The 13,135-nt window shown below is 69.1% G+C and carries 12 protein-coding genes and 1 tRNA gene; 6 read left to right on the top strand and 7 right to left on the bottom strand.

Annotated elements, in window-relative coordinates; translation table 11 throughout:
* The first annotated feature begins 129 nt into the window (after positions 1-129).
* Together K1T34_RS46000 and K1T34_RS45995 are read left to right on the top strand one after the other, a co-directional pair.
* Positions 130-1,158, top strand: a complete 1,029-nt coding sequence (locus K1T34_RS46000; protein WP_255638050.1) for a site-specific integrase — start codon at positions 130-132, stop codon at positions 1,156-1,158.
* A 307-nt stretch (positions 1,159-1,465) separates the two neighbouring features.
* Positions 1,466-2,005 carry a hypothetical protein gene (locus tag K1T34_RS45995; RefSeq protein ID WP_220240984.1) on the top strand — a complete coding sequence of 180 codons (540 nt, stop codon included), beginning with the start codon at positions 1,466-1,468 and terminating at the stop codon, positions 2,003-2,005.
* 222 nt (positions 2,006-2,227) lie between these two features.
* Here the strand turns inward: K1T34_RS45995 and K1T34_RS45990 are convergent, their stop codons facing one another.
* The 3 genes from K1T34_RS45990 to K1T34_RS45980 all read right to left on the bottom strand — a co-directional run bounded on the left by K1T34_RS45990 (position 2,228) and on the right by K1T34_RS45980 (position 4,999).
* The gene (locus tag K1T34_RS45990) at positions 2,228-2,815 is read right to left on the bottom strand and encodes a DUF6461 domain-containing protein (protein WP_220240982.1); all 588 of its coding nucleotides are present in this window, start codon (positions 2,813-2,815) and stop codon (positions 2,228-2,230) included.
* 788 nt (positions 2,816-3,603) lie between these two features.
* Positions 3,604-3,677: transfer RNA gene (locus K1T34_RS45985), tRNA-Pro, on the bottom strand.
* Positions 3,678-3,823: 146 nt separating this feature from the next.
* Entirely contained in the window at positions 3,824-4,999 is a 1,176-nt protein-coding gene (locus K1T34_RS45980; protein WP_220240980.1) for an alginate lyase family protein, read from the bottom strand.
* Between the two features lie 208 nt (positions 5,000-5,207).
* On the opposite strand from K1T34_RS45980, the gene K1T34_RS45975 reads away from it, so the two are divergent.
* Positions 5,208-5,780, top strand: coding sequence for an RNA polymerase sigma factor (locus K1T34_RS45975; protein WP_220240978.1), 573 nt, complete (start codon positions 5,208-5,210; stop codon positions 5,778-5,780).
* Positions 5,773-6,642, top strand: coding sequence for a CU044_5270 family protein (locus K1T34_RS45970; protein WP_220240976.1), 870 nt, complete (start codon positions 5,773-5,775; stop codon positions 6,640-6,642). The genes K1T34_RS45975 and K1T34_RS45970 overlap by 8 nt, the downstream gene beginning before the upstream one ends.
* Positions 6,643-6,646: 4 nt before the next feature.
* Here the strand turns inward: K1T34_RS45970 and K1T34_RS45965 are convergent, their stop codons facing one another.
* Positions 6,647-7,417 (bottom strand): enoyl-CoA hydratase/isomerase family protein, encoded by a 771-nt coding sequence (locus K1T34_RS45965; protein WP_255638049.1) that lies wholly within the window; start codon positions 7,415-7,417, stop codon positions 6,647-6,649.
* On the bottom strand, positions 7,414-8,325 hold the full coding sequence (locus tag K1T34_RS45960) for a PaaX family transcriptional regulator C-terminal domain-containing protein (protein ID WP_220240972.1): 912 nt from the start codon (positions 8,323-8,325) through the stop codon (positions 7,414-7,416). The genes K1T34_RS45965 and K1T34_RS45960 overlap by 4 nt, the downstream gene beginning before the upstream one ends.
* A gap of 132 nt (positions 8,326-8,457) precedes the next feature.
* Between K1T34_RS45960 and K1T34_RS45955 the strand changes: the two genes are divergently transcribed.
* Positions 8,458-10,095: an ABC-F family ATP-binding cassette domain-containing protein gene (locus K1T34_RS45955; protein ID WP_220240970.1), complete on the top strand. Its 1,638-nt coding sequence runs from the start codon at positions 8,458-8,460 to the stop codon at positions 10,093-10,095.
* Between the two features lie 4 nt (positions 10,096-10,099).
* Here K1T34_RS45955 and K1T34_RS45950 read toward each other — a convergent pair whose 3' ends face one another.
* Both K1T34_RS45950 and K1T34_RS45945 read right to left on the bottom strand, forming a co-directional pair.
* Positions 10,100-10,528 carry a PPOX class F420-dependent oxidoreductase gene (locus K1T34_RS45950; protein WP_220240969.1) on the bottom strand — a complete coding sequence of 143 codons (429 nt, stop codon included), beginning with the start codon at positions 10,526-10,528 and terminating at the stop codon, positions 10,100-10,102.
* Positions 10,529-10,650: 122 nt separating this feature from the next.
* Positions 10,651-11,598, bottom strand: a complete 948-nt coding sequence (locus K1T34_RS45945) for a methionyl-tRNA formyltransferase (RefSeq protein WP_220240967.1) — start codon at positions 11,596-11,598, stop codon at positions 10,651-10,653.
* 147 nt (positions 11,599-11,745) lie between these two features.
* On the opposite strand from K1T34_RS45945, the gene K1T34_RS45940 reads away from it, so the two are divergent.
* On the top strand, positions 11,746-13,086 hold the full coding sequence (locus K1T34_RS45940; protein WP_220240965.1) for a lysine N(6)-hydroxylase/L-ornithine N(5)-oxygenase family protein: 1,341 nt from the start codon (positions 11,746-11,748) through the stop codon (positions 13,084-13,086).
* Positions 13,087-13,135 lie beyond the last annotated feature (49 nt).

The following is a 13,135-nucleotide window of genomic DNA, read 5'->3' as shown; positions in this document are numbered from 1 at the left end:
AGAAGGCCAGAGGGGCGGGCTACCCCGTTCCGAGCGCGCGTTCGCTGGACGGACCCGGTCACCAAAAAGCGCCGATCGGTGTCGCGCTCGAAAGATTCCCGAGAGGCGGCGGAGACTTGGTGCGACGAGATGCGCAAGCTCGCGGCCGGCGGGGTTAACCCGAACGCCGCCACGATGCCGCTCGGTACATACGGTGACCTCAACCTTCCCCTTGCCCTCCGGGGATTGGCCGCGAAGACGACCGACCCGTATCTGGCGGGCTGGCGCAAGCGAGTGAAACCGACGCTCGGCCACATTCCCGTTCGGATGGTGACGTACGGCGCGGTTGATCGTGCGGCCATGAGCTGGATTGCGGACGGGTGCACCAAGTCGGTGATCAAGAACAGCCTGGCGATGCTGGTCCGGGTGATGGAGCAGGCATATCGCGACGGGCTCGTGGACCGGAACCCCGCTAGGATCACCGGTTGGCAGCGCGAGTTCCAGCTCGCCGAGGACGAGCTCGACGATCCGCGGTCATTGGCGCTGCCGGACTGGGAGACGCTGGAGCGGCTGGCGGGCGCACTCGTTGCGCGCGCTGCTGACAACTACGTGGGCTGGGGTCACGTCGTGAAGTTCAAGGCGTGCACGGCGGCCCGGATCGGCGAGGTTTCTGGCGTCCGGGTGTGCGACGTCGATCGCGAGAGCTGGATATGGACGGTGCGCCGGCAGACGACGCCGGGTCCCGGAGGGTTGATCAACAAGGCCACAAAAGGGCGGCGTGCGCGCAAAGTGCCGTTGATCGAGGAGATCCGCCCGTTGGTGGCGAGCCGCCTCGACGCGATCGGTGCCGACCCAATGGCCAGGTTGTTCACCGGCCCGCGTGGCGGATGCGTGACGACCGCGGTTCTCCGGGACGCGACACACTGGGACGAGGTGGTTACCAAGCTGGGGTACGAGCACCTCAGGCGGCACGACCTCCGGCACACGGGGTTGACCTGGCTCGCCGACTCAGGGGTACCGGTCCACGTACTCCGGATGATCGCGGGCCACGGCTCGCTCAGCACGACGCAGCGGTATCTCCACCCCGACCTCGCCTCGATCCGGGATGCCGGCGACCTGCTGAGTGCCCACCTATCGGCGCCCAGGTCTACCAGTGGTCGACGCCTGCGCGTCGTGTAGACAACATTCACCACGTGACTGCTCAACTAAAATGGCCTGTGAGCTGCGGTTTCGCTGCTCACAGGCCCCGTGTCTGTGTCTGCCGGGCTGACAGGGTCCGAAATTGGAACCGGGGTCTGCCCAGTGCCGCGAAAGACGCTTCGCTGGTGAGCCGGTGTGGGTTGTCGTCGGCGGCCAGGAACAGCGCTGCGGCGGTGTCAGGACCGACGCCGTATCGCTGCAGCAGCCCGGGTGTGTGGGCGTTGACGGCCGTCGGTGATTCGCTGGCCGAGTTACTGCACCGCACTTTGTGACATGATCGAGTGCTATGACGACCCGTATCGATGTGCGGCAGTTGCCTCAGGACGTCGCGGACCTCATCATCGGCGGCGAGGACCTCGTGATCACGAGGGACGGCGAACCGATCGCGACCGTAACAAGGACCGCGTTCGACGTCGATCCCGGCACGCGGGACGTCTACGACAACGTGACGGTCGTGGCCACCACGATGAAGCTGTCCCGTGCGGCCCGTGCGGCGCTATCCGAGCAGTTGGGGTCGGACTACCTTGTGCTGGACTTGCACTCCGCGCCGAAGACGGCGGATGTGGTGCTGGTGCCGCCGGCGAGCCCGCAGCTGATTAGCGCCTTGCACGAGACGTACCCGAAGGCGCGTGTCGTTGTCGCCGAGATCGAGGACCCGGAATTGGGCATCCGCTATGAGGGGCCGGTCCGCCGCATGATCGACGCGGGCGCCGAGACGTACCTGGCATCAACGACGATCCCGCGACTGGCGGCGCAGCTCGACCACGTCGTTGTCCAACAGAAGCTTCAAATCGCAGGCCCGACGCAGCTGACAATTGAGGGATAGCCCATCGAATGCTCGTGGGGACAGCGAACAGTCCGACGACTTGAACCATGCCCTATAGGCGAACCGTTGCGCCGATCGCATGCGGCGGCGACCCCACCCGCCACCGCATGCTCGGCCTGCTGCTCTGTGAGGCGGGAAGGGTGACCGGTCCAAATAGAGCGAACCGCCGACGGGTTGCTGGGGCCTTGTTGATGACCCCGGTAGCCCGTCGCTCCTGACGAGTTAGCTGACTCGACGACGTCTGCGAGCCACCAGACCTGACTCGAGCTCCGCCTCCAACACCAGACCAGTGTCAGCGATCACGCCGGTCACCTCGGCAGCCAGCGTGTACATCTCGTATCCTCGCAACATTTCGGCGGATGCAGGCTCAATCCCTGAAGCTCGCATCTCGCTCACGAGCACATCAGGGTCGCATCCTGTTCGCCTCGCAGGATTGGTCGGTTCAAACCGACACTGCAACTCGCCGTCGCGCCAGTAGCCGAAACTCTCCATCCCCGAGCCGGTCCTATAGACCTGAACGACACGTCTCCGACTTGCGGAGAGCCTCGCCAGGACCTCGTCACGGACAGCAACAAGCGACTCAAGCTCGATGGTGAGGGCCCAAGCTCCCATGTCTGCGACACGGATCCCCTTGCGGTCATTGCCGACCGCCATGGCCAACTGCGTAGACGACATCCGCGAGTCGAGCTGCTCCGCGTGGAGAATTTCAAAGATCTCCGTCGGTGGCAATTCTTCAACAAACGTCGTACAAACCATGACGACGGACGGGTCCTGTGTCCACCCGAAGGGGTCGTTTCCGCTATCCAGCACTCCGGGACCGAGCGCGTCGCGCGCAGCGAAGTCTGCGGGTTGCCCATCCCCTGCGCACGGCCGGCCTGCCAGACCTGGAGCTCCGGCAGCGGCATGGCCGCGAGCTTCGGGTACCGGGCCGCCATCCGGTACCCAAGCCGGGCGTCGGCGAGGCAGTCGGCGTTGCTGGATTGCGCGTCCTCGTCCGAGAGCTCGACGCCGTAGCGCGCACACCGACGCCAACTGCCATTTCCCGGACCGGCGCGGGTCGATCAGCAGGTCCAACACCAGGGGGTCGATCAAGTGCGGCGTCAGTTTGTCGCGAGCGCAGCTCGAGGACGACCCAGGGCCGTTCGATTCCCTCGATGCGCGCCACGATCACGGGCTTTGCCGCCAGCATCTGTGGCCCTTGCCGCGTGTTGACGACCACGCGCGGACGGGTCGCCCGGACCCGCTTCGGCGCTGTCCACTTCACCTCGGACCACCGCCGGGGATCAGCTACCGCGCAGGTCAGGGGCCGTTTCCGGGCTGGACTCAAAACGGGGCCGCCACTGCGCGACAAGGGGCCGGCCGCGGACCCTGCCTGTACCGGGCCAGTCGAGTGGATGCGCAAGGCGGGCCACCGCGCGATCCGTCCAATAGCGGCGCGAAGCACGACACGAACACAGGTCGAGACAGTGTGCCTACTTGGCTGGTCCACAACTGGTCCACGCTGACGCGGACGCGTAGATCAACGGCACAAGTCAGCGCAGACAGCAAAAGACCCGTGAGCAGCGAGTTTGCTGCCCACGGGCCCTTCAAATCTCCGGTCGGGCTGACAGGATTCGAACCTGCGACCCCTTGACCCCCAGTCAAGTGCGCTACCAAACTGCGCCACAGCCCGGACCCGTGCTCCGCGGAGGTGCTCCGTGAAGCGCGATGTAAGTACTGTAGCGGGTCGCGATCGGGGGGTTGCAGGGAGGCCCACATTTATGCCCTGACCTGCGGGAACCCCGACAACAGAGGGTGATCCCCAGGGCCGACAGGGCGTCAGTTCGGGTTGTCGGCGTGCGTCAACGTCTGCCAGGCGACGAAGAGATTGTTCGTCCCAGCTGGGCGTTGGCGTTCGGTCAGAGCTTGGGTGTTGGTCATGGCGATGCCGAGGCGGCCGTGCAGCGCGTTGTAGCCCACTTCGGTCACGGGGCCCAGGCCGAGGTTCAACGAGCCGCCGCAGAGATTGCTGGGGACCGCGGCGCCGAGTTCGTACTTGGATTGGAAGCCGAGGGCCTGGCGGAGGCGCTCGCCGATGTCGGTGCCGTAGAGGTCTTGGCCCTGGATGCGCGAGGTTTCGGCGACGTCGGCGATGGAGGCGATGCCGTAGCCCGTGTGGACGAAGTCGCGGCAGGTTTCCTGGGTGAGGCCGGTGGTGAAGGTGCTTTGTTTCTGCCAGTAGTTGACGATTTGGTCGCGGGTGGACAGTCCGCTGCCGGGCACCGTCTTGGGGAGGGCGCCGTCCGTGGACAGATACACGTAGGCCGCGACGCGGTTGCGGTAGCGGGTCATGGCGGAGTCGTAGCTGGACTTGTCGTCGAGGAAGACGGAGATGCCCACGGCGGCCTCCGTCATGACGAGTTCCCAGTTGCCGTTGCTGTTGGAGCCGGCCAGGAGCTTGGGCAGGTAGACGTTGCGCAGCATCGTCGCGAAGCGGCCGGCGTTGGGCCAGCTCGTGTAGGTCGACTTGATGAGCTCCGCGGCGCGCGACCACGACGCGCCGGCCCAGCCCGTCTGCAGGGGTGCGTTGCTGTTGGTGTGGCTGGTGATCGTCGCGGACCACGCGTCCATCAACGCAATGGCCTTCTGCGCGTAGCGCGCGTCCTGTGTGATGTACCAGGCCAAGGCGTCGGTGTAGGCGGCGATGGCGTCTTCGCGTTCGTCGGTGCAGCCGTTGTTCGGGTTGGAGTACGAGCCGCACTCCACGACGGCGCGGGGTTTCGCCGTGCGCGTGAGCGAGGCGTACTTGCTGCCCATCATCTGGTCGTACGCGCTCTTCCACGGTTGCGCGCCGGCGTTCACCTTGGCGCGCACGAAGTCCAGCTGCGGACGGCTCACGAGCACGCCCGGGTGGGTGAACGTGGCCGGAGCGGCGGAGACCGGTGCCGCCAGCAGTCCCAGCGCGACAGGGATCGTCGCGACCAGCGACGCGAGTTTTCGGGCCCGAAAGGACATGGCTCTCCTCGGTGAGGGGGAAGGGAGGTCGTCGTCGATCTCGATCACCGGTGAGCGCTGCGCACCAGTGTCATGGTCCAGACCACCTCACGTCAAGCACGCACGTGGACATCATTCGCATTCGAAAAATACGTTCAGCCCGCTGAATGAACTCGAATGGCGGCTTCTGCGGATAACCCGTGACACTGCATCCGAGAAGGGGTGATCGATGGACGACGCGGGGGTGATCGGCCGGTCCGTGGCCGAGCCCGACCTGTTCGCCGCCATCTTCGACCGGCACGCACCGCACATCCACCGCTACCTCGCGCGGCGGCTGGGCCGGGACGTGGCCGACGACGCGCTGGCGGACACGTTCCTGGTCGCGTTCGGCAAACGGGCTCACTACGACGGCACCCGGCCCGACGCGCGGCCGTGGCTCTACGGCATCGCGACCAACATCGTGAGCCGCCACCGCCGCGACGAGGTGCGCCAGTACCGCCTGCTGCGCGCCGTCGGCCCGCAGGCCGCGGTCGACGGGCACGCCGACCGCGTGGCCGCCCAGGTCAGCGCCCAGGCGCGCGGGCCGGAGCTCGGCGCGGCGCTCGCGGCGCTCAGCGCCAAAGACCGCGACGTCGTGCTGCTCGTCGCTGCCGAGCAGCTCGCCTACGAGGAGGTGGCCCAGGCGCTGGGAATCCCCGTCGGGACCGTGCGGTCCCGGCTCAACCGCGCCCGCCGCCAGTTGCGCGCCGCCCTCGGCGGTGCCGAACACCCCGACGTGAAGGAGGTTCCGTCCCATGGATGAGCTGCAGCTGGTCCGCGACCGCGCGGCCGACGTCCCGCTGCCCGACCTGGCCGACCTGGGTGCCGCCCGCGCCCGGCTGCTCGCGGCCGCCGCGAGCGAGCCTCGCCGCAAGACCGGGAAACGCCTTCGGCAGGCCGGCGCAGCGACACTGGGGCTTGCGGCGGCCATCACCGCCGTCGTCTCGTTCGCGCCCACCGGAGACGGACCGCTGACGCCGCCGCAAGCGGCCGCCGACCCCGTGCGCGTGCTGCACGGCGCCGCGGCCGAGGCCCTGAAGCTGCCCGACACCCCGCCGCGGCCCGACCAGTTCGTCTACGTCAAGACGCAGTACGCGAACAGCGACCGCGAGGCCTGGATCTCCGCCGACGGCAAGCACGACGGCTACGTCGAGCAAGACGGCCAGACGCTCACCCTTCAGGCGTGCGTCGACGGCAAGTACCGCGTCGAGGGCGCCAACAACCCGGCTGCGAACGGAAGGGAAGAGCCGTGCGTCGTGACGCCGGCGTACCGCACCGACCTGCCGACCACCGCCGACGCGATGTTCAGCTACCTGAACAAGAACCACAGCGGAGACGCCGGCGACGCGAACGCGATGGGCAAGGACGTCCAGCTGCTCGTCGGCGAGACGTACCTGCGGCCGCAGACCAAGGCCGCGCTGTTCGACGCAGCCGCGAAGGTGCCCGGGTTGCAGGCCGTGGACCACGTGACCGACGCGGCGGGCCGCCCGGGCGTCGGCATCACCTGGCCCGGCCACGGGGTGACCCTGGTCTTCGACGCGAAGACCTACACCTACCTCGGCACCACGCAGGGCGCCGTGGTCGGTTACGGGATCGTCGACCACGTGGGGCAGCTGCCGCGCTGAGGCCTCAGCGGCCGGTGAAGCTCGCTTTGCCGGGCCCCTCGGCGAGGAACGACTTCACCGCGCCGCGCAGGTCCTCGGTGTCGAACAGCTCCGCGGCGATCGACGTGACGTGGGCGTTGGCCTCCGGCACACCGCCGTGCTCGAAATGCGCCAGTACGCGTTTGGTGGCCGCGTGCGCCTGCGTGGGGCCGGCGGCGAGGCGCGCGCTGAACTCGCGCGCCGCGGCGTCGAAGCCCTCGTCGGGCAGCACGCGGTTCACCACGTTCCAGCGTTCGAGCGTCTCGGCGGAGTACGTGTCGCCGGTGAACACGAACTCCTTGGCGCGGGCCACTCCCGCACGCGCGGCGAGGCGCTGGGTGCCGCCCATCGTCGGCGTCAGGCCCACCACCTTCTCCACGAGCCCGAACTTGGCCCGCGAAGCGGCCAGCAGCAGGTCGCACGCCACGGCGACCTCGAACGCCCACGTGAGGCACAGGCCGTGGGCGGCGAACACCGTGGGGAACGGCAGCGCGGCGATGCGGTCGGGCACCGTGAGCAGCTCGTCGAAGAACACCTTCGCCTCGGCCGGCGAGCCCTGTGCGTCGAACAGCGCGACGTCCACGCCGCCGCTGACGACACGGCCCTCGGCCCGGATGAGCAACGCCCGCGCCGGCTGGGCTTCCAGGGCGGCGACGGCTTCGAGCAAGTCGCGTTGCAACGAAGCGGTGTAGAGGTTGAGCGGCGGCGCGTCGATCGTCAGCACCGCCAGGCCGTCTTCGCGGTCGAGCCGGGTCACGCGTTCTCCTCGTTGTCCAGCAGCTTGTCCCAGTACGCCTGGGCCGCGGGCCGCCATTCCACGTGCTTGCGGTGGAACAGCTCGCTCGCCTTGCGCCCGCTCCACTCGGCGGGCAGCAGCTCGGCCGGCAGCCGCGGGTCGAGGAACGGGAAACGCCGCCATTCGTGCACCAGCTCGGTCTGCGCGCGCAGCACGGCCGGGTCGCCAGTGGGGCGCAGGCCGGTGAAGCGGTCGATGAAGTCCTCGTAGCTGTCGGTCAGCTCCGAGAGGTCCCACGACCGCTCGACCATGCTCTCCTGCTCACCGACCTCGCCGTACGCGGCCGTGAAGGACATCGCCTGGGCGTCGAGCTGCAGCTCCGCCACGATCTGCTGCGCTTCGTGCTGCCGGCCGGGGTCGGGGCTCACCCACACGCCCGCGACGGGCGAGCCGAACCCGGCCCACGTCAGGCGTGTGCGCAGCCGGTGGCGCAGGTCGCGCTTGGCCTCGGGCACCGACACGATCAGCATCAGCCAGCGGCCCTCCCACGCGACGGCCTCGCGCCCGAACGCGTAGATCCGCTCGGCGCCTTCGGTGAGCAGGCGACGGCCCGGCGGCGTGAGCGACCAGCGCACGCGCCGGCCGACGCGTTCGGACACCAGCCAGCCCTCGGCGGCCGAGCGCGCGAGTGCCTGGCGCGCCGACTTCTCCTCGATGTCCAGCATGCCCAGCGCTTCGACGAGCATGGACGTCCACACGGGACGGTCGCGGGGCAGCACGTACTCGCCCAGCACAGTCATCAACAGGGACCGGGCACTCGCGTGGCTGACCTCGCGGCGCCTGCTGACCGTCGGCCGCGGCGCCGCCGAGCGGGGTTCCCGCTGCTTCGCGCGCTGGCCGAGCGTGACCGACGTGGCGGGTTCCGCCATCGCTTTCACCGACCTCACTGCTCCGTGGTTCGTAACCCGCCCAGGCTACCCACGTTCAGTGACCGAGACGACACTCGACACACTGGGAGCGCGTCGGCGGCGCGGAGCGGCACCCGTAGAATCAGCCGGGAAATGAGCGCAACACTCGTCGCGAAGGGCCTGGCCTCCGGCCACGGCGACCGCATCCTGTTCTCCGGCCTCGACCTGGTCGTCGCTCCTGGCGACGTCGTCGGGCTGGTCGGCGTCAACGGCGCCGGCAAGTCCACGCTGCTGCGCACCCTCGCGGGGCTGCAGCCGCCCGAGTCGGGGGAGATCCGGCTGAACCCGCCGACGGCCACCGTCGGTCACCTCCCGCAGGAGCCCGAGCGGCGGCCGGGGGAGTCGGTGCGGCAGTTCCTCGCACGGCGCACCGGCGTCGCCGAAGCGCAGCGTGAGCTCGACGCCGCCACCGAAGCGTTGACCGAGGGCGTCGCCGGCGCGGACGACACGTACGGGACGGCCCTCGACCGTTGGCTCGCCCTCGGCGGCGCTGACCTCGACGACCGCGCCGGCGAGGTCGCCGCGGAGCTGGGGCTGGCCGTGGACCTCGACCAGCCGATGGTCTCGCTGTCGGGCGGACAGGCCGCGCGCGCCGGGCTCGCGTCGCTGCTGTTGAGCCGGTACGACATCTTCCTGCTCGACGAGCCCACCAACGACCTCGACCTCGACGGCCTCACCCGCCTCGAGCGGTTCGTCACCGGCCTGCGTGCCGGCACGGTGCTCGTGAGCCACGACCGTGAGTTCCTCGCCCGCACCGTGGACCGCGTCGTGGAGCTGGATCTCGCGCAGCAGCAGGTGAACACGTTCGGCGGCGGCTACGAGTCCTATTTGGAGGAACGCGCCGTCGCGCGGCGTCACGCGCGCGAGGACTACGAGGAGTACGCCACCACCCGCTCCGCGCTGGAGGCGCGCGGGCAGATGCAGCGCGGCTGGATGGAGAAGGGCGTCAAGAACGCGCGGCGCAAGCAGACCGACAACGACAAGGTCGGCCGCAAGTTCCGCAGCGAGGCCACGGAGAAGCAGGCGTCGAAGGCGCGCCAGACCGAGCGCATGATCGAGCGCCTGGAGGTCGTGGACGAGCCGCGTAAAGAGTGGGAGCTGCGCATGGAGATCGCGGCGGCCCCGCGTGCCGGCGCGGTCGTCGCCACGCTGCGCGGCGCTGTCGTGCGCCGCGGCCCCTTCACGCTCGGTCCCGTCGACCTCCAGGTGGACTGGGCGGACAAGGTCGCCATCACCGGCGCCAACGGCGCGGGCAAGTCCACGCTGCTGGCCGCCCTGCTCGGCCGGCTGCCGCTCGACGAGGGCAGCGCGGCGCTCGGCCCCGGCGTCGTCGTCGGCGAGGTCGATCAGGCGCGTCAGCTGTTCCTCGACGACGTCCCGCTGGCCGACGCGTTCGCGCGCGAGGTCCCGGAGCTGCCCGACGCCGAGGTCCGCACGCTGCTCGCGAAGTTCGGCCTCAAGGCCGCGCACGTGCTGCGCCCCGCGGCCACGCTCTCGCCGGGCGAGCGCACGCGCGCCGCTCTCGCGTTGCTGCAGGCGCGCGGGGTGAACCTGCTTGTGCTCGACGAGCCCACCAACCACCTCGATCTGCCCGCGATCGAACAGCTCGAGTCCGCTTTGGACCGTTACCCCGGCACGCTGCTGCTCGTGACCCACGACCGCCGCATGCTCGACGCCGTCTCGGTCACGCGGCGCTTCGAAGTGGCGGACGGGAAAGTCACCGAGTCCTGACGCGTCAGCCGGCCACGGCGTCGACCCCCGTGGTGTGCGACGGGTGGACCACCACGAGGACCTTGCCCGGCGAGGTGGCGTAGCCGACGAACTGGTCCACTCCTTCGGCGGGCAGGTAGCGGCGCGCGATGAGCTCCGAACCGCTGCGCACGCGTGCGGGGTCGGTCACGATCTCGGCCGTCCCGTTCACCGAGACGAAGCTGTAGGGCGGCACGTCGTCGTGCACCGTGAGCGCGACCTCGCCCGACGCGACGATCGCGCGGCCTTTCACGCTGTCCTGCGTGATGTTGACCAGCAGGTCCTCACCGTCGGCGGCGAACCACACGGGGACGGCGTGCGGGCGGCCGTCGGCACGGACGGTGACGAAGATGGCGCTGCGGCTGCCTTCGGTGAGGAAAGTGCGCGCGCGTTCAGCGGACATCGGGGTGGCCATCTCGGGTTCCTCCAGTGGTCGGGCCCGGCGCGCTCACGCCGGGTTACGGTTGCGGCCACCGTAACCCGGCGTACCGACAAACTCGGCTCACCCGGCAGTTTCAGCCGATCGGCAAAACGCGCTCACGGCCGGTCGGTGAGGTACCCGCCCATCGTCGTGAAGTAGTCGGCCGCAGCCAGCTCCGTGCCGTCCTCCGTGCGCACGCGTTCCACCAGCAGGCCGGGGGAGTGACCGCGCCGCGCCTCGGGACCGGCGACGATCACCACGCCGTCGCCCTCCTTGATGAAGATGCGGCCCGGCGTGCCGCCGTAGTGCCCGGCCGACACCGATGCGCGCACGATCCGCAGCCGTGCACCGCGGTGGTAGGCGAACGCGTTGGGGTACGGGTCGGACTGCGCCCGCGCCAGCCGTTCGATGTCCGAAGCGGGCCAAGTCCAGTCGATGAGACTGTCGCGTGGCGCGCGTTTGTGGAAGAAGCTCGCCTTCGACCGGTCCTGGGCGATCGGCACCACGGTGCCCGTCTCGATGAGCGAGAGCGCCTCCGCGACGATCGGCTCGATGAGATCCACCGTGCGGTGGAACAGATCCGTGGTCGTGTCCTTCGGGCCGACCGGCACCGCGCGCTGCACCACGATGTCGCCGGCGTCGAGTTCCGCGTTCATCATGTGGGCGGTCACGCCGACCTCGGGTTCGCCGTTGACCAGCGCCCAGATCAGCGGTGAGAACCCGGCGTACGCGGGCAGCAGCGAGTCGTGGACGTTGAGCGTGCCGTGGGGCGGCAGGTCGAAGATCTCCGGCGGCAGCCAGGTCCGCCAGTTGTTCGCGACGATCAGCTCCGGCTCCGCGGCCTTGAGCTCCGCCAGCAGCTCGGGATCGTCGGGGCGGTTGCGCAGCAGGGCGCGGATTCCGTTGGCCTCGGCGAGCTCGGCCACCGAATCGTCCCAGATCTTCTCGTACGCGTGGTCGCTCTTGGGGTGCGTGACCACGAGGACGACCTCGTGACCAGCGTCGATGAGGGCCCGCAAGGTGCGGTGCCCCCAGGTCTGGTAGCCGAACATGGCCACGCGCATCGGCGAATCCCTTTCGCGGTCGAGGGGACGAACATCACCCACAAGGTACTAGCTGAGCCTCTCCTAAGTTAGGTTAGGGTTTCCTGAGCTTTTTCGAGTGGAGCTGAGCCGAACCGAGATGCGGCAGTGCCGCGCTAGGGGACTTTCATGTCACGAGCAGTGGTCGATGGCCAGGTGCCGGTGTACGACGTGGTCGGGGTGGGGTTCGGACCATCGAACCTCGCCCTCGCGATCGCGCTGACAGAACACAACGCTGCGCCCGGGTCCGGTGACACGGTCACCGCGCACTTCCTCGAGCGCCAGCCGCGTTTCGGCTGGCACCGCGGGATGTTGATCGACACCGCCACGATGCAGGTCTCGTTCCTCAAGGACCTCGCGACCATGCGCAACCCGACGAGTGAGTTCAGCTTCCTGAACTACCTGCACGCCAAGGGCCGGCTGATCGACTTCATCAACCACAAGAACCTGTTCCCGCTTCGGATCGAGTTCCACGACTACTTCGAGTGGGCGGCGGCCAAGGTCGACGACGTCGTGTCCTACGGCACCGAGGTGGTCTCGGTCGAGCCGGTCCGCGACGGCGACGAGGTGGTCTTCTTCGACGTTTGCGCGAAGTCCGGCGACGAGATCGTGGAGCTGCGTGCCCGCAACCTCGTGCTGGGCACGGGATTGCGGCCCAACCTGCCCGAGGGCGTCACCGGCGGTGAGCGGATCTGGCACAACAGCCAGCTGCTGCCGCGCGTCGAACGGTTGCGCGACAGCGAACCGAAGCGGTTCGTGGTGGTCGGCGCGGGCCAGAGCGCGGCCGAGGTCGCGGCCCTGCTGCACGACGAGTTCCCGCGTGCCGAGGTGTGCGCGGTCTTCGCCCGCTACGGCTACAGCCCGGCCGACGACAGCTCGTTCGCCAACCGGATCTTCGACCCCGAGGCGGTCGACCACTTCTACGGCGCCAGCGAACCCGTGAAGGACCGGCTCATGCGCTATCACGGTGCCACCAACTACTCCGCGGTCGACCTCGACTTGATCGACGAGCTCTACCGCCGCGTGTACCAGGAGAAGGTGCTCGGTGTGGAGCGGCTGCGGCTGTTCAACGTGTCCCGGCCCGTGGACGTGACCGACCACGGCACCCACGTGCGCGCGACGGTTGAATCGCTGACCACCGGCGAACGCGCGGTGCTCGACGCCGACGAGGTCGTCTACGCCACCGGGTACCTGCCGGCGGACCCGACGCCGCTGCTCGGGGAGCTTGCCACGGGTTGCCGGCGGGACGCGGAAGGCCGGCTGCGCGTGGAGCGCGACTACCGCATCACCACCGACGCCGCCGTGCGCGGTGGGCTCTACCTGCAGGGCGGTACCGAGCACACGCATGGCATCACGTCGTCGCTGCTGTCCAACACCGCGGTGCGCGTCGGCGAGATCCTGCAGTCCATTGTGGATCGCCGGGCCGCTGTGGCGCACCTGCCCGAGTACGCGGTGAGCGGCACGCGCTGACGGCGCGGCGCCCAGTCAGTCCAGCTTCAGTCCAACGGTGGAGGCTCCC

The sequence above is a fragment of the Amycolatopsis sp. DSM 110486 genome (assembly GCF_019468465.1).
GTDB lineage: Bacteria > Actinomycetota > Actinomycetes > Mycobacteriales > Pseudonocardiaceae > Amycolatopsis.
The sequence above is the reverse complement of the archived record's forward strand: the minus strand, read 5'-3'. Positions and strand labels throughout refer to the sequence as shown.